The sequence below is a fragment of the Trinickia mobilis genome (assembly GCF_017315705.1).
GTDB lineage: Bacteria > Pseudomonadota > Gammaproteobacteria > Burkholderiales > Burkholderiaceae > Trinickia_A > Trinickia_A mobilis.
In genome coordinates, this window is the sequence record NZ_JAFLRF010000002.1 from 215,082 (window position 1) to 237,058 (window position 21,977).

General features: G+C 62.8%; 26 protein-coding genes. 11 read left to right on the plus strand and 15 right to left on the minus strand.

From position 1 onward, the window contains the following. Positions 1–173 precede the first annotated feature (173 nt). Both J3489_RS03780 and J3489_RS03785 read left to right on the plus strand, forming a co-directional pair. On the plus strand, positions 174–662 hold the full coding sequence (locus J3489_RS03780; RefSeq protein ID WP_206996364.1) for a DUF3005 domain-containing protein: 489 nt from the start codon (positions 174–176) through the stop codon (positions 660–662). 88 nt (positions 663–750) lie between these two features. Beyond that, on the plus strand, positions 751–1,356 hold the full coding sequence (locus J3489_RS03785; protein WP_206996595.1) for a short chain dehydrogenase: 606 nt from the start codon (positions 751–753) through the stop codon (positions 1,354–1,356). A gap of 138 nt (positions 1,357–1,494) precedes the next feature. On the opposite strand, the gene J3489_RS03790 is transcribed toward J3489_RS03785, so the two are convergent. The 4 genes from J3489_RS03790 to J3489_RS03805 all read right to left on the minus strand — a co-directional run bounded on the left by J3489_RS03790 (position 1,495) and on the right by J3489_RS03805 (position 4,579). Further along, complete coding sequence (locus tag J3489_RS03790) at positions 1,495–1,908, minus strand: GtrA family protein (RefSeq protein WP_206996365.1); 414 nt, start codon at positions 1,906–1,908, stop codon at positions 1,495–1,497. A gap of 380 nt (positions 1,909–2,288) precedes the next feature. After that, positions 2,289–2,465, minus strand: coding sequence for a DUF1427 family protein (locus J3489_RS03795; protein ID WP_206996366.1), 177 nt, complete (start codon positions 2,463–2,465; stop codon positions 2,289–2,291). Between the two features lie 304 nt (positions 2,466–2,769). Further along, positions 2,770–3,594, minus strand: a complete 825-nt coding sequence (locus J3489_RS03800; RefSeq protein WP_206996367.1) for an AraC family transcriptional regulator — start codon at positions 3,592–3,594, stop codon at positions 2,770–2,772. A gap of 46 nt (positions 3,595–3,640) precedes the next feature. Next, complete coding sequence (locus J3489_RS03805) at positions 3,641–4,579, minus strand: SMP-30/gluconolactonase/LRE family protein (protein ID WP_206996368.1); 939 nt, start codon at positions 4,577–4,579, stop codon at positions 3,641–3,643. Between the two features lie 289 nt (positions 4,580–4,868). Between J3489_RS03805 and J3489_RS03810 the strand changes: the two genes are divergently transcribed. Together J3489_RS03810 and J3489_RS03815 are read left to right on the plus strand one after the other, a co-directional pair. Continuing rightward, positions 4,869–5,525 carry a helix-turn-helix domain-containing protein gene (locus J3489_RS03810; RefSeq protein WP_374193424.1) on the plus strand — a complete coding sequence of 219 codons (657 nt, stop codon included), beginning with the start codon at positions 4,869–4,871 and terminating at the stop codon, positions 5,523–5,525. Positions 5,526–5,583: 58 nt separating this feature from the next. After that, the gene (locus J3489_RS03815) at positions 5,584–6,399 is read left to right on the plus strand and encodes a DUF72 domain-containing protein (RefSeq protein WP_206996369.1); all 816 of its coding nucleotides are present in this window, start codon (positions 5,584–5,586) and stop codon (positions 6,397–6,399) included. 91 nt (positions 6,400–6,490) lie between these two features. On the opposite strand, the gene J3489_RS03820 is transcribed toward J3489_RS03815, so the two are convergent. Further along, positions 6,491–7,384 (minus strand): LysR family transcriptional regulator ArgP, encoded by an 894-nt coding sequence (locus J3489_RS03820; protein ID WP_206996370.1) that lies wholly within the window; start codon positions 7,382–7,384, stop codon positions 6,491–6,493. Positions 7,385–7,494: 110 nt separating this feature from the next. On the opposite strand from J3489_RS03820, the gene J3489_RS03825 reads away from it, so the two are divergent. Both J3489_RS03825 and J3489_RS03830 read left to right on the plus strand, forming a co-directional pair. Then, on the plus strand, positions 7,495–8,148 hold the full coding sequence (locus tag J3489_RS03825; protein WP_206996371.1) for a LysE/ArgO family amino acid transporter: 654 nt from the start codon (positions 7,495–7,497) through the stop codon (positions 8,146–8,148). 193 nt (positions 8,149–8,341) lie between these two features. Further along, positions 8,342–8,530, plus strand: a complete 189-nt coding sequence (locus J3489_RS03830) for a hypothetical protein (RefSeq protein ID WP_206996372.1) — start codon at positions 8,342–8,344, stop codon at positions 8,528–8,530. Positions 8,531–8,565: 35 nt separating this feature from the next. Here the strand turns inward: J3489_RS03830 and J3489_RS03835 are convergent, their stop codons facing one another. The 3 genes from J3489_RS03835 to J3489_RS03845 form a co-directional block, all read right to left on the minus strand. After that, positions 8,566–8,943 (minus strand): cupin domain-containing protein, encoded by a 378-nt coding sequence (locus J3489_RS03835; RefSeq protein WP_206996373.1) that lies wholly within the window; start codon positions 8,941–8,943, stop codon positions 8,566–8,568. Positions 8,944–8,993: 50 nt separating this feature from the next. Continuing rightward, positions 8,994–10,238, minus strand: a complete 1,245-nt coding sequence (locus tag J3489_RS03840) for an MFS transporter (protein ID WP_206996374.1) — start codon at positions 10,236–10,238, stop codon at positions 8,994–8,996. Positions 10,239–10,443: 205 nt separating this feature from the next. Next, the gene (locus tag J3489_RS03845; protein ID WP_206996375.1) at positions 10,444–11,319 is read right to left on the minus strand and encodes a LysR family transcriptional regulator; all 876 of its coding nucleotides are present in this window, start codon (positions 11,317–11,319) and stop codon (positions 10,444–10,446) included. Positions 11,320–11,604: 285 nt separating this feature from the next. On the opposite strand from J3489_RS03845, the gene J3489_RS03850 reads away from it, so the two are divergent. Genes J3489_RS03850 through J3489_RS03860 form a run of 3 tightly spaced genes read left to right on the plus strand, consistent with a single transcriptional unit; the run spans position 11,605 to position 12,597 of the window. Continuing rightward, the gene (locus J3489_RS03850) at positions 11,605–12,096 is read left to right on the plus strand and encodes a flavin reductase family protein (protein WP_206996376.1); all 492 of its coding nucleotides are present in this window, start codon (positions 11,605–11,607) and stop codon (positions 12,094–12,096) included. Positions 12,097–12,153: 57 nt separating this feature from the next. After that, positions 12,154–12,351 carry a CDGSH iron-sulfur domain-containing protein gene (locus tag J3489_RS38730; RefSeq protein ID WP_374193426.1) on the plus strand — a complete coding sequence of 66 codons (198 nt, stop codon included), beginning with the start codon at positions 12,154–12,156 and terminating at the stop codon, positions 12,349–12,351. 24 nt (positions 12,352–12,375) lie between these two features. Further along, on the plus strand, positions 12,376–12,597 hold the full coding sequence (locus tag J3489_RS03860) for a CDGSH iron-sulfur domain-containing protein (protein ID WP_206996378.1): 222 nt from the start codon (positions 12,376–12,378) through the stop codon (positions 12,595–12,597). A gap of 111 nt (positions 12,598–12,708) precedes the next feature. On the opposite strand, the gene J3489_RS03865 is transcribed toward J3489_RS03860, so the two are convergent. From J3489_RS03865 to andAc, 4 genes are read right to left on the minus strand one after another with little or no spacing between them, the layout of a single operon-like run. Then, positions 12,709–13,926, minus strand: a complete 1,218-nt coding sequence (locus J3489_RS03865) for an NAD(P)/FAD-dependent oxidoreductase (protein ID WP_206996379.1) — start codon at positions 13,924–13,926, stop codon at positions 12,709–12,711. A 27-nt stretch (positions 13,927–13,953) separates the two neighbouring features. Further along, positions 13,954–14,286, minus strand: a complete 333-nt coding sequence (gene andAb / locus J3489_RS03870) for an anthranilate 1,2-dioxygenase ferredoxin subunit AndAb (RefSeq protein WP_206996380.1) — start codon at positions 14,284–14,286, stop codon at positions 13,954–13,956. A gap of 14 nt (positions 14,287–14,300) precedes the next feature. After that, positions 14,301–14,777, minus strand: a complete 477-nt coding sequence (gene andAd / locus J3489_RS03875; RefSeq protein WP_206996381.1) for an anthranilate 1,2-dioxygenase small subunit AndAd — start codon at positions 14,775–14,777, stop codon at positions 14,301–14,303. A 1-nt stretch (position 14,778) separates the two neighbouring features. Beyond that, positions 14,779–16,065 carry an anthranilate 1,2-dioxygenase large subunit AndAc gene (gene andAc, locus J3489_RS03880; protein ID WP_206996382.1) on the minus strand — a complete coding sequence of 429 codons (1,287 nt, stop codon included), beginning with the start codon at positions 16,063–16,065 and terminating at the stop codon, positions 14,779–14,781. A 230-nt stretch (positions 16,066–16,295) separates the two neighbouring features. Between andAc and J3489_RS03885 the strand changes: the two genes are divergently transcribed. Further along, positions 16,296–17,315 (plus strand): AraC family transcriptional regulator, encoded by a 1,020-nt coding sequence (locus J3489_RS03885; protein ID WP_206996383.1) that lies wholly within the window; start codon positions 16,296–16,298, stop codon positions 17,313–17,315. A gap of 9 nt (positions 17,316–17,324) precedes the next feature. Here J3489_RS03885 and J3489_RS03890 read toward each other — a convergent pair whose 3' ends face one another. Beyond that, entirely contained in the window at positions 17,325–18,497 is a 1,173-nt protein-coding gene (locus J3489_RS03890; protein ID WP_206996384.1) for a porin, read from the minus strand. A gap of 331 nt (positions 18,498–18,828) precedes the next feature. Here J3489_RS03890 and J3489_RS03895 point away from each other — a divergent pair, with 331 nt between their 5' ends. Then, entirely contained in the window at positions 18,829–19,122 is a 294-nt protein-coding gene (locus J3489_RS03895) for a DUF1330 domain-containing protein (protein WP_206996385.1), read from the plus strand. An 80-nt stretch (positions 19,123–19,202) separates the two neighbouring features. On the opposite strand, the gene J3489_RS03900 is transcribed toward J3489_RS03895, so the two are convergent. Together J3489_RS03900 and J3489_RS03905 are read right to left on the minus strand one after the other, a co-directional pair. Next, positions 19,203–20,201 carry a PDR/VanB family oxidoreductase gene (locus J3489_RS03900; RefSeq protein ID WP_206996386.1) on the minus strand — a complete coding sequence of 333 codons (999 nt, stop codon included), beginning with the start codon at positions 20,199–20,201 and terminating at the stop codon, positions 19,203–19,205. Positions 20,202–20,269: 68 nt separating this feature from the next. Next, positions 20,270–21,808: a Rieske 2Fe-2S domain-containing protein gene (locus tag J3489_RS03905; protein WP_206996387.1), complete on the minus strand. Its 1,539-nt coding sequence runs from the start codon at positions 21,806–21,808 to the stop codon at positions 20,270–20,272. Positions 21,809–21,977 lie beyond the last annotated feature (169 nt).

Consider the following 21,977-nt stretch of genomic DNA (forward strand, 5'->3'; position numbering starts at 1 on the left):
ATGATGGCGTGCAAGCTCTGAGGAGAGGATCATACTCTGTACAAAGTGCGTGTTCTACGAAAAAAAATCGGACGCTAACCCTTCTTTACGGTTCCAGTGCGCGACCCCTCATGCCTGAGCGGCGGAACGGCTTTTGCAGCGCTTTCATCGATTGCTTTTTTATGGGGATCGTCATGAATGCGACAACCGACAACCCAATCGGCGCGCGCGGCGCCGATCGCGCGACGAATGAACCTGACGCTCAACCCGGACCGCTCGGCCTGACGAACCGGCGTCCGCGCAGCGTCGATTTGAGCAACGATGCGACCTTCGACAGCACCGTCGATACCGACGGCAAGTATCGCGAAGCCGAGCGCCTCGCGAACGGCGAACCGATTTCGCCAGACGAAGTGACGTGTTGCGATGCGACGCTCGACAACAGCGTGCCCGAGCAAGGAGACGGCTTCGCCGGTTTCGACAGCCGGGTCGGCGGCAGCAAGCTGCTGCTTGCGCTCAAGCCCGGCTACGACGTAGTGGACAAGGGCGTACAGCTCACCCAAATCCCTTACCTGCAGATACACGGCAGGATGCGCCGGTCGGCAAACGACATCGATTGGGAATGGGAGCTGCAGCACATGCGCCCGACGCGTCTCTTCGAGATTTGCCCCTCGAAGCCGCATTGAGCCGATTTTTTTCGGGGCTCGCAAATGCCCCCCACGCTCTCTTACGTTCGCTGCCTCCCTTGGGGCGGCCCGGCGCCCCAAGGGAGGCATCATGAAGATCGTCGTCATCGGAGCCAGCGGCACGCTCGGGCGCGCCGTGTCGGCCGAACTCAAGACCCGCCATCAAGTGATCGAAGTCGGCGCGACGCACGGCGACTATCACGTCGACGTCACGAACTTGCCGAGCGTCGAGCGGCTTTTTCACGAGATCGGCAAAGTCGATGCCGTGGTGACGACCGTCGGCAAAACGCACTTCGGCCCGTTTCACGAAATGACGGCTGATCAGTTCTGGATCGGCCTGCGCGACAAGCTCATGGGACAAGTGAACGTCGTGCTCGCCGCCCAGCATCACGTGAACGACGGCGGGTCGTTCACGCTGACGACCGGCATTCTCACCGACGAGCCGATTCGCGACGGCGTCAACACGACGACCGTCAATTCCGCGCTCGAAGGGTTCGTGCGCGGCGCGGCGATCGAGTTGCCGCGCGGGATTCGGATCAACGCGGTGAGCCCCACCGTGCTCGAAGAATCGATGGGCATGTACGGGCCGTATTTCCGCGGCTTCGAGCCGGTCACGGCACATCGCGCCGCGCGGGCGTATTGCCGCAGCGTGGAAGGCGCGCAGACGGGGCGGGTGTATCGCGTGGGAGACTGAACAGCCTATTCAGGGCCGCACGGCGCTGCGGTTTTGCATCTTTCCAATCGATCGACCGCATCCAGGCAGCAAGCTTCGACATCCAGAGGAGACCTCGTTATCCGGGGTTGTTCAGGGAACGCCAAACGTTTGCTTTGCTTAGCGATGTCGAAACACCCAGAACTTGGCGGACACGAAATTCACGCCAAGACCGGCGACCGATCCCACTGCGACGGCAAAGAGCGGCAGGAATCGCATGGGGTGAAGCAGGAAGACCGTTGCCGAATAGGCGAGATAATTGACGGCCCCGCCGCCCGACATGGCGAACAGATACCGCCACCACTCGCTCCAGAGCGAGCGGGCGCGACGCGGGGTTGCCGGCATGGCGCTCGCCCGCGGCGTAAATGTGTAGTGCCGATTGATTTGCCAGGTGACGAACACGGCGCCCAGGAACGACACGACGCGGCCGGCGTAATAGCCGAGGCCGAGCGCAAGCATCAAATACAAGACACCCGCATCGGCAAGAAAGCCCGCCATGCCGGCGACGCCAAAGTGAAAAAGCTGTTTGCGCATGTCAGGGGACGGGCGTGTCCGCACCCGACGAATTGTTGTCGAAGACATGGACGCGGGCCTCCGGAAGTGCCGTCCGGAAATTGCGGACCACGGCGCCGACTGTCGCGGCCGCGTTGTAACCAGGCACGAGTACCGCGATCCGTAGCGGAGGAATGCCGCGCGGAACTGTCATGGATTCGTAATATTTAAATGGGCAGTTGAGTCAGACAAGGCAAGAAGCATCCTTTTCAGCCTAAAAGAAACTTTGCGAAAAAAGCCTTGCCATAGCGGTAAAACGCGCGGTGGAGCGCATCCGGCGCTAGCCGGCCCCGGCCTCCACCGGCCGCGGCATCCTAAAGGCCACGCGTGGCGATGTCAACTTCGACACCCGCCGGTCCGACTCAGCCCCAAACCCGCTCAAACACAGCCCGCACAACCGGAATCAAGCGTTCGCCGCCCAGCATCCCGAACAGACCGACCAGCGCGACCGTCGGCGGCGCAGGCGATCTCACGCCGAACGCACTGTAAATCACGCCGACCAGCAAACCGAGCGCCAGTGAGACTAGATAAGGTTTCATCGCCAGCCTCCTCTCACATGTCGATGACGACGCGTCCGGCCGTACCGGCCGCCACCGCTTCATAGGCTGCGCGCGCCTCGCGCCTTCGCGATCTGCGTCACCGCGCCGCCCACCCCGCCGCTCACGCCGATCGCGGACGCTTCGCCGTGGCCGAACGACTTGAGTTGAATCGCTTTCATGGCGATCTTTCCTGGCGGTAGTTGGCTGCCGAATGCAGCGCACGACCGAAGTCTAGATGTCCGGGATGCCGGCGTGCCGACAAGTGCTTTCGAATTTCGGACAGACTTCGCGCGCGGTCGTTTTGCTATTCGTCGACGAGATCGGCGGGATCGCCCGCTTCGAGGCCCGAGGCTTTGAGCGTCTGATGCGGATAGAACTCGGTGGGCGGCGCACCGAGCTCGCGGCGAAACATGTCGCTGAAGCTGCTCGGCAGGTAGCCGAGCGAACGCGCGACGCTGCTGACCGAGCGCCCTTCCGCCAGACGCGCCACCGCGACCGCCAACTGAACCTGCCGCCGCCACTCGGCAAAGCCGATGCCCAGCTTGCGTGTGAAGAGCCGTGCGAGCGTGCGCACGCTCGCACCCACGGACACGGCGTGCTGCTCGAAGCTGATGTCGATTGAGGGATTGTCGATCACGGCGCGGCAGAGCGATTCGAGGCGCCGGTCCGAGGCGCCGGGCAGGGCAATCCGCAGCGAATAGCGCGGCGCGTGCTCGAGTTCGAGGACGACCATCCGATAAGCCGCGTCGAGATAAGTCCGATCGCGCTCCCCTTCACGCTCGGCGAGCGTCGTGATCAGCTCTCTTAACAGCCCGTTGATCTCGAAGACGTCACACTGCCGGCTCAGATGCCGCACGAACGGCGCGCGCAGATAGACGTTGCGCATTTCGACGGCACTCATCATACGGATCGAGTGCACGGTGCCCGCCGGCAGCCAGACGGCCCGCTGCGGCGGCACCAGCAGCGCTTCCTGGCCGACCTCCACCCACATCACGCCCGAGACGGCGTAGAGCACCTGGGCCCAATCGTGCGAATGCGGCTCGATGTGCAGCCCGCGCGGATAGCGGCGCGCGAGCGAGCGTCCCTGTCCCGGGGTATCGCGAAGATCGGGGGGCGCAGCTTTGGGCATGGCGGTGTGGTCTTCGACGGATAGTGATCGCTGCGGGTCACGCTACTCACCCGCCCTTTACGCCTTGCGTGTTCACATACAGCGAATAGAGCCCGTGGCTCGCCGCCATGAAGAGGCGATTGCGGTGGCGCCCGCCGAAGCACACGTTCGCGCAACGCTCCGGCAGCGCGATATGGCCGATCGCCTCGCCTTGCGGCGTGAAGACGCGCACGCCGTCGAGCTCGTCGGTCCCCATGCCCCAGCCGCACCACAGGTTGCCGTGGATGTCGACGCGAAGACCGTCCGGCGTGCCGGGGCCGGCGTCGATCAGCACGCGGCCGTTCTCGATCGACGTGCCGTCCGAGGCAACGTCGTACGCGCGGATCTTGCGCGGATTGGCGCGCGATTCGACGATGTACAGAATCGATTCGTCGGGCGAGAACGCGAGACCGTTGGGGCCGGCAAGATCGTCGGCGACGACGGACAGCTCGCCCGTCCGGCCGTCGATGCGATAGACGGCGGCAACCCGTTCGGACTCCTGCTGTTCGCCCTCGTAGAAGCCGTCGATGCCGAAGGTCGGATCGCTGAACCAGATCGAGCCGTCCGATTTCACGATCACGTCGTTCGGCGAATTCAGCCGCTTGCCCCGATAGCGGTCCGCGAGCACGGTGATCGAGCCGTCGTATTCGGTGCGCGTCACGCGCCGCGTCAGGTGCTCGCAAGTCACAAGCCGGCCCTCGCGGTCGCGCGTGTTGCCGTTCGCGTTGTTCGACGGCTTGCGAAACTCGCTGACTGCGCCCGTCGCTTCGTCCCAGCGCAGCATCCGGTCGTTCGGAATGTCGCTCCACAGCAGGTAGCGTCCGTCGCCGAACCACACCGGTCCTTCGGACCAGCGCGCCCCCTGATACCAGCATTCGACCGAAGCCGATGCGACACGCAGTGCGTTAAAGCGCGGGTCGAGCACACGGACGGCGGGATCCGGATAGCGGCGGGAGTTGTCTGTCATGAGGTGCCTTTTCGTTGATCGCGTTGGGGGTCTGGATCGGTCCAACGCGGCGTTATGCCGCTAAATGCACAGGGCTTGCGGTGGGACAATCACTTCATCGTAAATGAAATTGCTTCCGCCGATCATGCTGACTCCCACCGTGGTCCCCTTACGTAGCCCAAGTAGCCCAAGTAGCCCAAGTAGCCCGAGTAGCCCGAGTAGCCCAAGTCACCGAACTCATTCGGCCACCCAGGTTGTTCCGATTAACCGCACGGCTTTGCGCCAAAACGCCCATTGCTCGAGCTGCGCTATGCGCCACTTGTGCATGCCGCAGGGCCTCGCGGCCGACGAAATTCCGAAGCTCGAAGCGCTCGTCTGCACCGCGCGAACCGTCAAGCGCGGCTCCACGCTGTACCGTTCGGGCGAACCGTTCAGCAATCTGTACGCGGTCCGCACGGGCTCGCTGAAAACCGTCCTCACGCATCGCGACGGCCGCGAGCAAGTCACGGGCATCCATCTGGCCGGCGAAGCGCTCGGGCTCGACGGCATCGGCGAAGACACACACACCTGCCACGCCGTCGCGCTGGAAGACAGCTCCGTCTGCATCATGCCTTACGACGCCCTGAAAGCCCTGTGCCGCGAATCCGGCTCGGTGCAGCAGCGCCTGCACAAGCTGATGGGCGAGCAAATCGTGCGCGAAACCTCGCACATGATGCTGCTCGGCTCGTTGAACGCCGAAGAGCGCGTCGCCACGTTCCTGCTCGATGTCTCGGAGCGCCACGCGAAGCGCGGCTATTCGCCGAGCAAATTCCATCTGCGCATGACACGCGAGGAAATGGGCAGCTATCTCGGCATGTCGCTCGAAACCGTGAGCCGCATGCTGTCGCGCTTCCAAAAGCGCGGGATCATCGAAATGGAAGGCAAGCTGATCCGTATCGCCGATTTCGCCGCGCTGCGCAGCATGTAAATCCGTTTGCTAAAGTTGCCCCGTTTGGAGATCGGCTCACTCGACAATCGGATCGACTATGGCACCTCGCAAAAAGCACGACATTCGCGTCGGCATCGGCGGTTGGACCTTCGCACCCTGGCGGGGCACGTTCTACCCGCCGGACCTCACGCAAAAGCGCGAACTCGAATACGCAAGCCGTCAACTGACGTCGATCGAAATCAACGGCACCTTCTACGGTACGCAGCGCTCCGACAGCTTCGCGAAGTGGTACGACGAGACGCCCGAAGGCTTCGTCTTCGCACTCAAGGCGCCGCGTTTCGCGACGCATCGCCGGGTGCTCGCCGAGGCGGGCGAATCGGTCGAACGGTTCTTCGCGAGCGGCGTCATGAGGCTCAAGGAAAAGCTCGGGCCGATCAACTGGCAGTTCCGGACGACCCAACCATTCAACGCCGAGGATTTCGAGGCCTTTCTCAAGCTGTTGCCCCATGAAGTGGACGGACAGGCGGTGCGGAACGCGGTGGAGGTCCGTCACGACAGTTTCAAGAACGCCGATTTCATCGCGCTTCTGCGCCGCTACGGCGTGGCCGTCGTCGTCGCTGGCGATTCTCAGTACCCGCAGATCGCCGATCTCACCGCGCCCTTTGTCTACGCCCGCATCATGGGCACCGCCGAAACGGAAGCGCGGGGCTATTCCGATGACGCCCTCGATCTATGGACCGAACGCGCGCAGCAGTGGGCGGCGGGCGGCGCACCCGGCGGACTCGAAACCGTGGCCGAGGCGCCCCGCAAGGCGAGCAAGCGCGATGTCTACCTTTACGTGATCAGCGGCTTCAAAGTGCGCAATCCGGCGGCGGGAATGGCAATCATCGAAAGGCTTCAGAAGGCCAGGTAGGCGCACTCGGAGCGGCACAGGCGGGCGCGCCGGTGTCTGGTGCCGTGCCGTGCCTTGCCTTGCCGTGCAGCGCCGTGCTCGCGTCCGGGCCTCAATCCAGAAACGCCCCCGCCCGCTTTTTCAGCTCCGCGCCGAAATCGTCGAGCCAGCCGATCGAAAGCCGCCAGCTCTGCCAATACAGGTCGACGTCGAGATGCTTGCCCGGCGCAATCTCCACCAATTCGCCCGCCGCAAGGTGCGCGGAAATCATCGGCACCGGGCACATCCCCCAACCCATTCCCGTCATCGCCGCACGCAGGAAACCGCCAACGTGTGGAATCCAGTGCAGCGGCGGATCGACTTCCGCGCGCGTAATGCGCCGCATAAAGCGCGTCTGCAACGCATCTTTCGGATTGAACACGACGCACGGGGCGCGCCGCAGCGAGTCGCGGTTCACACCGTCCGCAAAATAGCGCGCGAAGAAAGACGGCGACGCGACAGCCAGATACCGCATCCTCCCGAGCCGCGTCGAACGGCACCCCTGCACCGGCTCGGCCTGCGTCGTGACCGCCCCTTGCACGCTGCCGTCGCGAATCCGCTGAGCGGTGTGGTCCTGATCGTCGATGACGAGGTCGAGCAGCGTTTCCCGTTCGACGCAGAACGGCGCGGCCGCATCGACGAACCAGGTGCCGACGCTGTCGTCGTTCACGGCCACCCGCAGCGTCGGCCACGATTCGGCGAGCGAACCGGGCATCGACGGCACCTGCCCGGTCAGTTCCGACTCGAGCAGCTTGACGCGTTCCGTATGGCGGCACAGCAGCGCGCCCGACGTGGTCGCGGCGCAAGGCTGTCCGCGTTTCACAAGCACGCTGCCGACGCGCTCTTCGAGCAGCTTCACGCGCTGCGAGACCGCGGACGGCGTGACGTTCAGCGCGCTCGCCGCGCGATCGAACGAACCGTAGCGGATGACGGCGGCGAGCGCGTCGAGCAAGGCATAGTCGAGCATTAGCGTTCCTTAATCTGCATTAGCTAAATTAGCTTTTCTTACGCATGCAAAACACGCAGACTAGCTCCGTTCGCTTCTCTCGTCCACCCGTCTCGTCCGCCTGAATCGATATGAACTGGACCGCTTATTCGCACGGCGCGGCATTGTGCGCGTCGCTCATCGTCACCATCGGCGCGCAGAACGCCTTCGTGCTGCGCCAGGGCATCATGCGCTCACACGTCGGCAAGATCGTCCTGTTGTGCACGCTGTCGGATCTCGTGCTGATCGCGGCGGGTGTGGGCGGTGCGTCCGTGCTCGTCGAGCGCTATCCGGTGTTTATCCACGCAGTGCTGTACGCGGGGCTCGCGTATCTCGCCTGGTTCGGCATCAGCGCATTGCGCCGTGCGCTGCGTCCGGGGCATGCGGTGATGGACGTCGGCGCGCAGCCGGCGAAGTCCTCCGGTGCGGCAACAGCCGCCGGCGGCACGCCGGCGGCGCTTCGCCCGTGGCCTGTCATCCTGATGACGCTCGCGTTCACGTGGCTCAATCCGCATGTGTATCTCGACGTGTTCCTGCTGATCGGCACGGCGGGCGCGCGCGAACCGGAAGGCGCGCGCATGGCGTTCGCGCTCGGCGCGATGTCGATCAGTCCGCTGTGGTTCGTGGGCCTCGGCTACGGCGCGCGTCTGCTCGCGCCCCTGTTCCGCCGTGCGAGCGCCTGGCGCGTGCTCGACGGCGCGATCGGCGGCATGGTGCTGCTGCTCGCCGCCGCGCAGTTGCGCTGAGGTTTGCTTGCGCGGCACCAGGCCACGCAACGCCCCCTCGCATCGTTGCGCCTCGCCCCCGTAAGCTGCGTTTGCATGTCACGCGCGCATGGTATATACCTGCAACGCGGCATTTGCGGCTTCGCGTCGGACAGGTATATCCAATGCCGCTTATTTGGCGGTTGTCCGAACGACCATACGAGTAGAGGACACGATGGGGTACTTGAGATTCCTCGGCTACGGCATTTTGTGCGCGATTGCCATCGCGTTGCTGATCGTCATGTGCGCGATCCTGAAGGAGAACGTCGTCACGCACGGCGCCGGCCAGCACGACCAGTCCGTAGGCGTCGTCATCCGGTCGTCCGAACCGGCCGGCGTGACCAAGGTGTCCGCGTCCCAGTAGGGCCAATCGTTCCCACCTGACGGAAGCCGTCTCGACTAAGGGCGTTGTTTGGCTTGCAGTTGTTTGCGCACCCGCGGCGGATCGTAGATGCTCAGCAAGATCAAATGCCCTTCCCCGCTGTTGCGGATAGCGTGAACCACACCGCGCGGGACACGCACAACCGCCCCCGCGCGCACGCGATAGCACTGGTCGGCCACGTCGATATCGGCCTCGCCGTCGAGGATATAGAACGCGTGATTGTCATGGTCGATGTGCAGCGGCGAGTAGCCGCCGGGTTCGACGCGCGCGATATCGATGTTGTATGCGTCCGTGTACTCGCTCCCAAGAATATTGAAAATGAACTCGTAGCCCTTGGACCCTTCGATCCGATGCGAAATCCAAGGGACATCGAACGTGTTCGTAACGTGTTGCATCTAGCGCCTCCCAAAAAATTGGCTTTGAAACCATACTCGTCAACCGCCATTCAGCCCGCGCGCCGCTCCTTGACGAAAAGCATGCACAGACCGCCGAATAACGGCCCGGCCGCGAGCGTGGCGAACGCGGCAAAAAGAGAATGCGTAGCCTGAAATGTCATGCCGACCGCCGCCGGGGCCAGCGCGGAGCCGAGTTGCCAGACTGCGTTTGCGACCCCCGCCCCCGACCCGGCGAGTTGCGCTCCGGCCTGCTCCGCGACCATCGTCACGAGCAGCGGGCTATAGACGAACGCGCCGATGCCGACGAGCGGCGCAACGATGCGCAACGTCGCGGCCCCTGACAGGCCGCCGAAAATCAGCAGCATCACGCAAAAAAACAAGAGCGAGACGATCGTCAGCAATTTGCGCCGCGCGCCGAGACGGTCCGAGAGCCAACCGATCGACGGCTTGCTCAGGAGGCCCGCCACGCCGGCGGTCGCGACGATCCAGCCGGCGTCGGTGGCGCTCATCCCGTGCCCCTTGACCATGAGCGGAATGGCCCACGCCGCGAAGCCGAGCGTGCCCCAGAATGCGCCGCAGCCGGCGATGGCGAGCAAGGCGAAATTCTTCGTCGATAGCGCTTGGAGGCCGGCCTTGAAATGGGCAGATCCGCGCGCCGGAGGCGGCACGTTCTCGCTTGCCTGCGGCCCGCGATCGCGCACCACGCAGAACACCACGAACGCAAATGCAAGCACCGTGAGCCCCAACCCGCGATAGACGGCGCGCCATCCGTATGCTTGAACCAGATAGGGCAACAGCGCATTGGACACGATCACGGCAACCGACGACGCGCTCATCAGCAATCCGATTGCGCGGCCTCGGCGCCGTTGCGCAAACCACGTGCTGACGAGCTTGACTCCCGCGGCGTAGTCGGCGCCGGCAGTCAGCCCCATCAGCGCCTGCAATATCAAGCCGGCCGCGAACGAAGGGGTATAGCCGAAGCAGATCGTGGCGGCCGCCAAGCCGACGAGCGAAACCGATAGCGCAATGCGGCCGCCGAAGCGGTCCGTCGCGACACCGCCAATCACGTTCGACAGCACATAGCCCGAGTAAAACGCGGTCACGAACACGCCGAGCGCCGCGATCGGCAGCGCCAACGAATGGCCGAGCGGCAGCGCAACGGACGCCCAAGCGAGCCGGCAGACCGTACTCAGCAACAACGCCATCCAGACGCAGGCCAAGACGATCCAGCGTTGTCCCGTGCCCGCTGTTGCGTCCTGTGCAGGACGGACGTCGTCAACCGGTTTTACTAGCATGCGCGCTCCATCGTAGGCTCACGTCGACCCGGCGCGAAATTGCGGGGTCATCGATCCCTATGATCGGTTAAACCCATTCACTGAGCGCATCGCGTTGGCGAAACACGGTGTTCCCCGCCTGGAACGCATGGGCGAAATGCAGCTTCGCGTGGCGCGCGGCGCTTTCGGTGCGCCGAGTTCATGCGGCACCGAATCGATCGAGCGGCTACTTGTTGAACCGGCTTCCCAGGAAATCGATGAACGACCTGACCTTCGGCGACAGCGTGCGATGCTTTGAAAACACCGCATGGATGTCGCGGTCGCCGCGCGCCCACCCCGGCATCACGTGCACGAGACGCCCTTCCGCCAAGTCCTGCTTGCACAGATAATCCGGCAGCCAGCCGAGCCCGAGGCCATCGAGCAGCACGGTGCGAACCGTGCCCGTATCGTTCGCGGAGAAACGAGGGCGCACATGAATCGCCAAGACTTCGCTGCCGTTGCTCAATCGCCATTCGCTGCCGCTCGTGGCGATATCGAGCAACGCATGCTTGACAAGCGCTTCCGGCGATTCGGGTGCGCCGTATAGCTCGAGATAAGCCGGCGTCGCGAGCAGCTTCAACGAGGCCGTGCCGAGCCGCTTTGCGATCAGGCGGCTGTCCTCGAGTTCTCCGGTGTGGATCACCACGTCGACCTCGTCCATCAGCGGTTCGACTTTGCTGCTCGTAAGCGAAAGCGAAACTTCCATCTCGGGATACTGCCGCAGATAGTCGCCGATCAACGGCGCGATCATCCACTGGCCGGGCGTCACAGGCGCACTGACGCGCAGCAGGCCGCGCGGCGTGTGGCGGATCTGCCCTACCTTTTGCTCGGCATCGTCGACATCGTCGAGAATCTTGCGTGCGTGCGCCGCAAACAGCACGCCGGTCTCCGTGAGCGAGATTTTCCGGTTCGAGCGATAGATCAGCGCGACGCCGAGATGCTGTTCCAGCCTGCTGAGGCTGCGGCTCGCGGTGGACTTCGGCAAGCCCAGCGCATCCGCCGCCCCACTGACGCTCAACAATTCACTCACTTTTGCAAATACGCGAAGGTCTAGCAGTTCCATGGCAGCTCGGCGTGTTGTGCGCCGGCGGCGAGCCGGTGCAATGGCGGTCAGCGAATCGGAACGGTTCTTTTAGCGGCGCCAAAAAACCGGGACAAATAGGATTAGCGCGCATCTCGCTTGCGGCCCAAAGCCGGTTCCAGAAATGGAACACGCCGTTCCGCGCACGCGCCTTGCGGCCCATTTTGGCGGCTGCGAACATAGGCTGGATCATCCGTCATATCCGCAATCGAACCGCAACGTCCGGCGACACGGCCCGGCACACCGAAGTCAGGAGAAGCCCATTCCATGCTAGACCCCGAAGAATTCCGCAAAGGCCTGCGCGCTTTTACGACAGGCGTCACCGTCATTTCGATGCCCAACGACGCCGGCGGCATGCACGCCATGACGGCAAGTTCGTTTGCGGCCGTCTCGATCGATCCGCAGCTCGTCGCGGTCAGCGTAGCGAAAACCGCCAGATCGCACGCGATCCTGAGCACCGACCAGCTCTACGCCATCAATATCCTCGGCGAAAACCAGGCCTTCCACGGTCACTACTTTGCGAACCGCATTCCGGAAAAGTGGAACCCGCCCTACGAATGGCACGAAGGCGCGCCCGTGCTCACCGGCACCATGGGCTGGTTCGTCTGCCGGCGCTGGGCGGCTTATGAGGGCGGCGACCACACGATTCTCGTCGGCGAAGCGCTCGAGATTCATCGCACCGACAACCGGCCGCTCGTGTGCAGCCGCGGCCATTTCTATTCGCTTGGCGCGGCGGTCGAATCCGTGCGTCCGGAGTAACGACGTTTCTCTCTCTTGCATCAAGGAATACCGATCGTGGCAAGCACTATCACAATCATGGATGACGGACCGATCGAAGTGTCGGGGGAATTCGAAATGGTCGACGACAACGGTGTCGCATTTCGGCGCAGAAAACGATGCCTGCTGTGCCGGTGCGGCCTGACGAAGCGCGCGCCGTTCTGCGATGCGTCGCATGAAGAGGCGGCGTTTTCGAGTTGTCCGCGAGCGCCGCAAAGCGCTTCCCAGTCCCGCTAGCCCCTCCTTGGAAAGCTTCGCATCATGTCTGCACTCAAGATCACTGTGATGAATTCCGGCCCGCTTCATCTGACGGGCGACTTCGAAATCGTGGACGCCGCAGGTCACGCGTTTCCGAATCAAGGCATTTTCAGCCTGTGCCGCTGCGGCAAGTCGGCCCGCAAGCCGTATTGCGACGGCACGCATCGCGCGGAGAGATGGGAGAACGAGGCGCACTCGGACGACGTGCGAATCCCCAACGCGTGAAACCGAAGCCGCGGCCCTGGCGCATCGACGCTCAGAGCCACGGCTTCGCTATCGTATCGAGGTCTGTCTTCGTATCGTCAGCGGCTGCGCGTGGTCACGCGCAGCCGGCTATCAAAGCCGCGATAGCGCAACACTGGCGTCAGCCAGGCTTTCTGCCGATACCGCGCGCCGGCTTTCGATCAGGCGGCGCGCAAATCGCAGGTCTCGCGCCGCATCGACGCCGATGGCCGCCTTGACGCAATGCCCCTCGAGATAAAAGCGAATGAAGCTGCTGCTTTCCGGCTGCCGGCGTTCGATCAGCGTGTGCGAAGCGTGAGGAAATCCGTAGATCTGAAGATTGACGCCGTGCTGATCCGACCAGAACCACGGCAACGGCTGATACCGCACCGCCTGCCCGAGCGCCGACTTCGCCGCACAGATGCCCTGCTCCTGCGCGTTTTGCCAAGACTCCAGGCGCAGACGCCGCCCGGCCCACGCGTTGTGTGCGGCTGCGACGTCACCGGCGGCGAAGATAAACGGATCGGAGGTGCGGCACTGTTCGTCGACGATGATTCCCCCATCGCATGCGATGCCCGCTGCTCTCGCCAGCTCGTCGTTGGGAATGAGCCCCACGCCGGTCACGACTGCATCGCAAACCCGTTCGCGCCCGTCGCGAAGCGTGACCGACAGCTTGCCGCCGGCTTGCCGGGTGAAACCCACCACCTCCGCGCCGAGCACCACGGGCACACCATGCGATGCATGAAGCTCTGCGAGGTAAGCGGAAACGTCGGGCGGGACGGTACGCTCGCACAGCCGCCGAGCGCTCTCGACGACAGCCGCATGACCGCCCATCTTGCGGCACGTCGCGGCCACCTCCAGACCGATCCAGCCGCCGCCGATCACGACGATCGATACGCCCGGCTGCAACAGCGGGCGCAACGCCAAGGCATCGTCGAGCGTGCGCAGCCGGTGGACGCCCGGCAGGTCCGCGCCCGGCACGCTCAACTCGCGCGCGCGTCCACCCGTGCAGAAGATCAGCGCGTCGTAGCGGAGCGTCTCTCCCCCGTCCAGCGTGACGCGCTTTGCCTCGCGTTGCAGCGCTGTGATCCGGACGCTGCTCCTCCAGTCGAGCGATAGTTCGGCGAAGTCGCCAGCGCCAAACAGATGCGTGCTCTCGACCGGCTTCTCGCCGGTCAGCACCGCTTTCGAAAGCGGCGGACGCTCGTAAGGGGGATGCGCCTCGTCGCCGACAAGGACGACGCGTCCGGCAAATCCTTCCTTGCGCAACGTCCGCGCGGCCCAGCCGCCAGCCTGTCCCGCGCCGGCCACGATGATGGTTGGCTCGCTCATGTTGTTTACCTTGGAGATGACGAACGATCAGCCGGCCAGTGCGATGTGCGGCATCACCTGGACCTCCACGCGTCCCGCGGCGATACGTATCGGATACGTCTGCACGGGCTTCTCGCAAGGCGCCTTGCGAGCCTCCCCCGTACGCAGATCGAAAAGCCCTTGGTGAAGCGGGCATTCGACGCAGCCATCCTCGACGAATCCTTCCGATAGCGGCGCCGTTTCATGCGTGCACAGATCGTGCAGCGCAAAGAGCTCGTCCCCCATGCGGAAAATCGCAATCGATACGCCATCCGCGCTCACCGCGCTTGGTTCGTCTTCGACAAAATCGTCAAGCGCGCCGATGTCATGCCAGGTGCTCATATGCGTTTACCTCTTCAGATCGGAGTGGCGAGCAAGGTCTGGACACGCGACGTGTCGTAGACCACGCGTTTTTCGCGGAACAGCCACACGCCCTCGCGTTTGACGGCGGTGTCCCGGTAGCACCCTGCCTGATAGACGACGGAATCGCCCGCCGTGCCGGTGCTCACCACGATGTAGCTGGAGGTCAGCTTGACCTCGTCGCCGTTCATCTCGTCGATGACGAGGCCGCCTAACGCGTGGCGATAGGTATGCGCCTCAAAGATGTTCGCGTGACGCAGCGCCACGATCCGGTCGCGCATCATCTTGCGGTTGCGGCAGTAAATGATGGGCGCAGGCAGCCCGCGGTCCGCATTCTCCTTCGAGACGATCGTGTAGCTCGCGTCTTCCGTGAAGAAGTCCGGCCATGCTTCGAGCTTTCCGCTGTCGATCGCGTGGGCGTAACGGTGTTGAAGCGCGCTCAGTTCGAGCCAGCATTGCAGATGCTTATCCATGTCAGTAGCCCATCGCCTTCTGGTATCCGGTCCAGAATCGGCGGATCAGGTTTTCGGTGATATTGCTGTTGGTCTGTTCCGGCGCATCGAGCCCCATGCCGATATACGATGTCTTGTCGCCGTCGCGCACCGTACCGCGCTGAACGAGTTCCGTCGCCTCGGTGTCTTCCATCGAGATGTAGCCGGCAGGACCCACGAGATTCGTCTGCAGCAGGCGCAGATCGCGCAGTTCCTGCGTGTCGTCTTCGTAGCCGAAGAAATGAAAGATCAGCTCGAAATTGTTCGGACCTTTAGGCAGCAATTGGCGCGCGACCAGCGTGTTATGGATCTGCTGTATGACGAGCTGCGGGAAAATCGGCTGGATGTGATTCGTGCAGTCCTCATCGAACTCGGAGATCTGCCCGAGCACCGCAGGATCTTCGAGCGCGAAGCCTTCTTGCATCGAGCGGATCTTCTGATCGGTGTACGCCGTCGCCGTATTCGTATCCGCAATCGGCTTGGTCACGGTAATCAGGCTGTGCAGGCCATGCGTTTCGTCGGGAATCGAGCGAGCGCTCATGCCGACGCGGAAAATGTTGAAGGTCGTATGGAACAGATGCAGGAGACTCGCGTGATACGGGTCCTTCACGTTCTCCAGATACAGCTTCCAGTTCGATTTCGAGTATTGGCGGGTACAGCCCAGATACACGATCGGCTTGTGAAATACGCGGTCGACCCACGGCCGCATCTGTGGGCCGATGTAGTCGGAAAGCGGCGGCGTTTCATCGCTGAACGTCGCAAACACGAGACCCTTGTATTCCTCGACGCGCAGCTTCTGAAGACCATGACTTGCCGGATCGAAAGCCTTGGCCATGCCGATCAGCATCGTGCCGCCCTGCTTCTGCCCGCGCCGGAACGGCACGCCCTGCAGGTCGCCTTCGCATGAGTAGTTCCACTGGTGGTAAACGCACGTATGCGAAGCGGCATTGCCGTATTTCTCGCGGCACACGACGGCGCCGCGATGCGCGCAACGATTCACCCAGCAGGCAAAGCCGTTCGCCGTGCGGGTGACGACGACCGGCGTGTCGCCGACAAACGTGCTCTTGAAGTCGTTGACGTTCGGAATTTCGCAAGCAAGCGCAACGAAACTCCAGTGCGGGCCGCGATAGATACGCTCCTGCTCGCGATCGTAGACTTCCTGGGAACTGAAAACGCTATAGGGAACGCACGAGCCATCGGGCTGTGGAAACGCGACGCGCCGTTCCGTTGCGCGCTGCGTGAGGTCCGCGAGTTCTGGCGCTTCTGACATTGAATATCTCCATACCATGTCGTTGTAGGGCGAATCTTAAGAAGACCATTTTTCCGCCGCTATCCGAAACCGGCGAAAAACGCTCGGGCTCTATCCGCTTTTTGCGAGGCTCGTTCGGACACCTCCATGACGCGAAGATTTTTTTCTGACAGAATCGAAGCATTCCAACCTCCGCGCGCGCTTGCTTTCAGCAATCCTTCAGTTGCGGCGCGACGACTCGGAGAAAATCGATGTCGCTGTCCCCCAAGAGCGAGGTCCTTTCGGGGCTCTACCGGAATTGCCTGTTCCGCTCCGATGTCCGCGTGAGCGTCCACGATCAGGTTGCGCACGAGCTTGCGGATCACGTCCTGCATTGGAGACGAGGCGCGCCCGATGCGGCCCTTTTCAAAGGCAAACTGAATCAGCTCACGGTGTACGCGTTGCAGTACGGGGCGGATGTCGAAGTCGTCCCGAGCCCGTTCGACGATTTCGCGCTGGTCCATACATCGCTGCAAGGCGGGGCCGAAATCGAAGCCGACGGGCACACGCTCAACGTGTCCGAAGGACGCACTGCGATACTCGCCCCGCGCGATCGCTTGCGGATGCGCTGGTATGCCGGCACGCGGCAATTGATCATCAAAATCCCGCATGCGCTTTTGCGGGCGGCGACGGCGCACGATGCTGCTCATGAAGCGAGCCTGATGCCCGGCTATCTCGTGCCGCGAGAATTGAATCTGCAATGGGACCTGCTGGTGCAGTCTCTGCTCGGGCTGTTATCGAGCGAGCAGGCGAGCGCCGTGCACCCGTCGTGGCTCGATCATTTCGAGCGCAACATCGCGCTGTTCCTGCTCGCTCATCAGCCTGCAGCGCCGATTTTCCCGCTCGGTTCGGCGGTTGAGGCGGCCTCCTCCAGTCAGGGACACTTCGACGAGTACGTGGGCTCTTCGCGTCGGACGGATGCATTGCTGGAATACGTCGACGCGAAGCTCTCCGCTCCGGTGTCGCTCGAAGACCTTGCCAACGCCGCTGGGATCAGCGTGCGTTCGTTGAACGCATTGTGTCAAAGGCACTTCGGCGTCGCGCCGATGACCTTGCTCCGCAACATGCGGCTCGACGCCGTGCGCGCTCGTCTCGTCCTGGACCCGAGCGCGAGCGTGACCGATACTGCGCTTGCGTACGGGTTCGGTCACCTGGGCCGCTTCTCGGCCTACTATCAGGCAAGGTTCAACGAATTGCCCCGAGAGACGCAAAAAAAATCAGGAATCCTATAAGATCGCCGGCTAAAAATTCGCGACTATGCCGATAGACGCGCCGAACTGCCCGTGGCCGAAATTCGGATTCGTGTTGAACGGCAGGGCGTGCACCGGGTCGTCGTTCGAATTCGCTCCGTATGGATCGCTAAAGCCGTTTCCAAGACCGATATTCGACGTCGAGCTGTTCCACACATAGCCCAATTCCGTATACAGGAAGGTTCGCTTCGAGAGTGCATACGTAGCGCCTGACGTGAACAACGTTGCGTTGCCGTTCCCGCCGTTCGCATTGGCGTGATAGACGGCAGACGTCAGCCACGTGAACGGCGTGACCTTCCACAACGCGCCTAGCCACGCATAGTCGACCGTGGCCGGCAACGATACGCCCTGCGGACGCAACGGCGGCGGCGCGCTGCCGAAATAGCCCTGGTTCGATGCAGCGGGCGCACTGAGATGCTGGTACCCGGCATATAGCGTAACCGGATCGATCTCGTAGGTGACGCCCGCCAACAGCGACCGCGACGCCGTGTACACGTTGCTGAAGTTTCCGTTCGGGTCGCGAATCTCGTCGTAGATGACGCGCAAATGCGCGGGATCGCGGCTATAGCCGACTTCCAGGCCATCGGACCTGCCTTGCGCCTGGCCTATCGTTCCCGGGCCGCTTCCCGGGTTTCCCGCATTCCAGGCCGGGCTGTTGGTCAAATCGTATTGGCCTTTGAAAAACAAGCCATGAATCTCGGGCGACTGATATTCCAGCGCGTTGCCTGCCTCCGACCAATTGCGCCCTCGCACCAGCGTCGAAATGCCGAACCACTGGAATCGCTCGGGATCGACGTCGAAGGAATCCCCCGCGATTTCGTGCACCCCAATGTAGCCCATTCGAAACGTGCCCCAGCGATCGCTCCGCAAACCCACCGTGGCCCCGCGTCCCCAGAAGTCGCCGAGCGTCGACCCGTCGTTGACGTCGATGCCCATCGTCAAGTTGAAGATCGCCGCGAGCCCGCCTCCCAGATCCTCGATGCCTTGCAGCCCGAGCTCGCTGGCTTCCAGATTGCCGCTTTGCGTGCTGAGCAGGTGTCCGTGCGGCAAGCCAGTCTGGAATTCGAGGCCTGAATCGAGACGGCCATAGAGCGTTACGCTGCTCTGGGCGTGCGAAATCGGGCACATCGCCATGCAGATCGAAAGTAAGCAGAGTCTTTTCATGGTCTCGCAGTTCGGGGGTCGTAGTCGTGCAGGTTGATCGGCTGCGAACGGCGATCGCAGTCCGCGTCGGATGCGGTTAGGCGATCCTCACGGGACAAAATTGGAAGAAGAAGCCGGCGTACAGCAAAACCGTGTTCCCTGAACGGAACGATCGGCGTTGCTTAACCAGGAGGAAGGCTTCGAAGTGTTGCTGGCGGAGCCGGCGGTAAAGCGCTCCGCTGCAAGCTCGAGTGGTTGCTGATAAGCTCGCCGTGCACGTTCGAACCGGACGCAAACCCGCGTCCGGCCGGTTGAAACGAAATGCACTGTCTAGAGCGAAAAGGAGATTGTCGTGGCAAAAGGCTATTGGGTTGTCGCTTATCGGAAGATTCTGGATGCCGAGAGTTTGGCCGCTTACGGGAAGCTGGCCAGCCCTGCGATCAAGGCTGGAGGCGGACGGCTTATCGTTCGCGGCGATGCGGCATATGCAAGCGGCGCGGGAATCCAGGAGCGTACGGTTGTCGTCGAGTTCGACAGCCTGGAAAGCGCAATGAGCACCTATAAAAGCGACGCGTACCAAGCAGCGCTGGTCGCGTTCGGCAAGGCCGCCGAACGCGACTTCCGCATCGTCGAAGGTACTGAATAGGCGCGCTTCCGATTCAGCCGTCATGCGCGCGGCGGCCTCTTCGGGTTGGCACCTTGCCTCGGTGCACGGCGGGGCAAAACCTATAAATCGAGCACCAGAAGTTCGCTCTTGGCACGCGACACGCAAATGGTCAGGAAATTCTGCTGGTCGTCGCCATCGAGGATGCAATCCTGATGTTCGACTTCGCCGCTCAGATACCGGACCTTGCATGTCGCGCACAACCCGGCTTCGCACGACGTTTGCACGGGAACACCCGCGGCTTTGAGTACATCCGCGATGCTTTGGTCGACGGGGACACGCAACCGCTCGCCCGTGCTGGCGATTTCGACCGTGAATCCGCCTGGCGTCCGCTCGTCACGCGGCACTGCGCGCTCCGGTGCCTTGAAATGCTCGCAGTGCACCGTGCCCTTCGGCCAATCCGCCGACGCGTCGGCGCACGCGCGCATGAAGCCGGCGGGCCCGCAATAATAAACATGCGTGCCGTCTTGCGCTTCATTGCGAAGGAGTTGCGCGATATCGAGTCCCTTCGCCGGATCGCCGCCGTCGAAGTGAAAATGCAGCCGGCCGGGTTCGATCAACGACGCTAGTTCTTCGGTGAAAGCGGCGGATTGCGCATCACGCGCGCAGTAGTGAAGTTCGCAGCCCGCGTCGTCCCGGCCGGCGAGCTGATGCGCCATCGACTTCAGCGGCGTCACGCCGATTCCGCCCGCGATCAGAATGACTTTGCGCGCCCCTTCGGCCAGTTCGAAATGGTTGCGCGGACAACTGACACGCACGCGGTCCTGCACCTTCAAATGCTCATGAACGGCTTTCGATCCGCCTCGGCCCTTTTCGTCGCGCAGCACCGCGATGACATAACGCCGGCGATCGCCGGGTGAATTGCACAGCGAATACTGCCGGACGATGCCGTTCTCAAGATGCACGTCGATATGCGCGCCCGCCGTGAACGGCGGCAGATCCCTGCCTTCCGGATCGACCAGTTCATACGACTGGATATTGCGGCCTTCGTACCGGACTTGCCGCACGAAAAGCTCCTGCGTCGACGACGATGCCGCCGCTGCCTGATTGCCTGCTGTCACTTGATCTCTCCCAGCACCATGAGTCCGTCGCGCGATGCGGCGCCGCGTAAGCGCCGCACGTCACGCCATCAGGTGCGCGTCGATTGCTCCAGTTCTTGCATCTTTTCGCGCACGAACGCAGCGCGCGCTTCGCCCTTCAGGTGATCGCTCTGCGTGAGAATCGCGACGACCGCTTTCGAAATGCGGCGGCGCTGCGCGACTTCCTCTTCCACGGTGGCGGCCTCGGGAATCTCGAACACGTTGCCCGAGCAATAGCTGTTCGGCGTTGCGCCTACGTTGCGCAGCCACTCGGCGAATTCGGACGGCGATGCGGCAGGATTCGTGCCGCGCACGGCATCGCGCAGCATCTTGCGGAACAGATAAAGACCCGCGTCGAACTTGGTCGGATGCTCGAGCGAATGGACGGCGATGGGGCGCTGGCTGATGATCGCCTCGTAGTCGCCCGGCGCGTATTGCGCGTCCTTGTAGTGCTCGCGCTCGCGATGGTGCTTCGGAATCGGCGGCATGTCTTCGAGCGCGTACTTGCCGAAGCGTTCGGGCCTGCGCATCGCCACCTGGCCTTCGAGGAAGTCGATCGTTTCATAGCCGACCAGCGACTTGTCGCCCACGCCGCGCGTATCGACGCCCGGCCCCATCACACGCCAGCCGATCATCTTGCTGTTCTCGTCATCGACGGGCACCGTCCAGCGGATCATGTGAAAGCGGCTGAACAGCTTCTTGCTCAAACCATCTTCCGACGTGTAGGCGTGCAGGCTCAGATTCGGCAGAACCTGATGCTGCACGCGCACGAAAAGGTGATCCTTGTCCGCGCGGCGCGCGCCCGCACACGCGAGACTGCGGCCTTGCTGAACCGGAATGAACTGCATGTCGGGCGGCACTTCCATGGAAGCCGCGCCGACTTCGTCGAAGGTCGTGCCCTGGTAGTTGCCGCCCACCACGTTCTTGCCCGCGTGCAAGGCCGCCGTGTGATAGTTATCCGCGGCGTTGTCCTGAACCTGCAGCCAGTTGCAGTGCTGGAAATTGCTATAGGGCACGAGTTCGTCGGTCGGCAGCACCGTGAAATTGCCTTCCCACTCGGGGAACGGCGGCTCTTCTTCAGGCGGCCCCATGTACGCGAACACGAGCCCGTTGCGCTCGACGGCCTTGTACGCGCCCTGCCTGATCGAGCACGCGTACTTTTCTGCTTCCGTCTCTTCGCCTTTCGGAAACGGCGCGTGCAGGCAGCTGCCGTCTACGTCGAACACCATGCCGTGATAGCAGCACTGGATGCCGCGCTCCTGGATCGCGCCATATTCGAGCGACGCGCCGCGGTGCACGCAATGCGCGTGCAGCACGCCGACGCGCCCGCTGCCGTCGCGGAATGCGACGAGCTCTTCGTTCAGGATCTTCAGGAAGCGGGGCGTGTCGGTCAGCTCCATCGACATGCAGACGGGATGCCAGAAGCGGCGCATGTATTCGCCCAGCGGCGTGCCGGGGCCCGTCTCGGTGAGTTCGACGTCGTGCGCCGGCACCTTGTTCGTGTGGTAGCCGCCGTAGGGAATCAGCTTCTTCACGACCGCGCCGCCCGCACTGCCGCCCTTCTCCCTCTGTTCCGACTTGATCGTCATGACCGCTCCTTGTGACTATGGGTAAGTGAAGACAGCCGTTCCGGCCTGCCTTTCGACGTTTGAATACGGATACCGAACTCTGTATACAAAGACTAGGCGCACACTTAATGCCCGCCAATATGGGTTTACACCTAAGGTTGACGCCTATCCTTTCAAACTGTAGTCTGTA

What these genes read in the sequence shown, in the direction of transcription:
- J3489_RS03780 (WP_206996364.1), top strand. Translation starts at nt 174, where the DNA reads ATGAATGCGACAACCGACAACCCAATCGGCGCGCGCGGCGCCGATCGC.
- J3489_RS03790 (WP_206996365.1), bottom strand. Translation starts at nt 1,908, where the DNA reads ATGCGCAAACAGCTTTTTCACTTTGGCGTCGCCGGCATGGCGGGCTTT.
- J3489_RS03795 (WP_206996366.1), bottom strand. Translation starts at nt 2,465, where the DNA reads ATGAAACCTTATCTAGTCTCACTGGCGCTCGGTTTGCTGGTCGGCGTG.
- J3489_RS03800 (WP_206996367.1), bottom strand. Translation starts at nt 3,594, where the DNA reads ATGCCCAAAGCTGCGCCCCCCGATCTTCGCGATACCCCGGGACAGGGA.
- J3489_RS03805 (WP_206996368.1), bottom strand. Translation starts at nt 4,579, where the DNA reads ATGACAGACAACTCCCGCCGCTATCCGGATCCCGCCGTCCGTGTGCTC.
- J3489_RS03810 (WP_374193424.1), top strand. Translation starts at nt 4,869, where the DNA reads ATGCGCCACTTGTGCATGCCGCAGGGCCTCGCGGCCGACGAAATTCCG.
- J3489_RS03815 (WP_206996369.1), top strand. Translation starts at nt 5,584, where the DNA reads ATGGCACCTCGCAAAAAGCACGACATTCGCGTCGGCATCGGCGGTTGG.
- J3489_RS03820 (WP_206996370.1), bottom strand. Translation starts at nt 7,384, where the DNA reads ATGCTCGACTATGCCTTGCTCGACGCGCTCGCCGCCGTCATCCGCTAC.
- J3489_RS03825 (WP_206996371.1), top strand. Translation starts at nt 7,495, where the DNA reads ATGAACTGGACCGCTTATTCGCACGGCGCGGCATTGTGCGCGTCGCTC.
- J3489_RS03830 (WP_206996372.1), top strand. Translation starts at nt 8,342, where the DNA reads ATGGGGTACTTGAGATTCCTCGGCTACGGCATTTTGTGCGCGATTGCC.
- J3489_RS03835 (WP_206996373.1), bottom strand. Translation starts at nt 8,943, where the DNA reads ATGCAACACGTTACGAACACGTTCGATGTCCCTTGGATTTCGCATCGG.
- J3489_RS03840 (WP_206996374.1), bottom strand. Translation starts at nt 10,238, where the DNA reads ATGCTAGTAAAACCGGTTGACGACGTCCGTCCTGCACAGGACGCAACA.
- J3489_RS03845 (WP_206996375.1), bottom strand. Translation starts at nt 11,319, where the DNA reads ATGGAACTGCTAGACCTTCGCGTATTTGCAAAAGTGAGTGAATTGTTG.
- J3489_RS03850 (WP_206996376.1), top strand. Translation starts at nt 11,605, where the DNA reads ATGCTAGACCCCGAAGAATTCCGCAAAGGCCTGCGCGCTTTTACGACA.
- J3489_RS38730 (WP_374193426.1), top strand. Translation starts at nt 12,154, where the DNA reads ATGGATGACGGACCGATCGAAGTGTCGGGGGAATTCGAAATGGTCGAC.
- J3489_RS03860 (WP_206996378.1), top strand. Translation starts at nt 12,376, where the DNA reads ATGTCTGCACTCAAGATCACTGTGATGAATTCCGGCCCGCTTCATCTG.
- J3489_RS03865 (WP_206996379.1), bottom strand. Translation starts at nt 13,926, where the DNA reads ATGAGCGAGCCAACCATCATCGTGGCCGGCGCGGGACAGGCTGGCGGC.
- andAb (WP_206996380.1), bottom strand. Translation starts at nt 14,286, where the DNA reads ATGAGCACCTGGCATGACATCGGCGCGCTTGACGATTTTGTCGAAGAC.
- andAd (WP_206996381.1), bottom strand. Translation starts at nt 14,777, where the DNA reads ATGGATAAGCATCTGCAATGCTGGCTCGAACTGAGCGCGCTTCAACAC.
- andAc (WP_206996382.1), bottom strand. Translation starts at nt 16,065, where the DNA reads ATGTCAGAAGCGCCAGAACTCGCGGACCTCACGCAGCGCGCAACGGAA.
- J3489_RS03885 (WP_206996383.1), top strand. Translation starts at nt 16,296, where the DNA reads ATGTCGCTGTCCCCCAAGAGCGAGGTCCTTTCGGGGCTCTACCGGAAT.
- J3489_RS03890 (WP_206996384.1), bottom strand. Translation starts at nt 18,497, where the DNA reads ATGAAAAGACTCTGCTTACTTTCGATCTGCATGGCGATGTGCCCGATT.
- J3489_RS03905 (WP_206996387.1), bottom strand. Translation starts at nt 21,808, where the DNA reads ATGACGATCAAGTCGGAACAGAGGGAGAAGGGCGGCAGTGCGGGCGGC.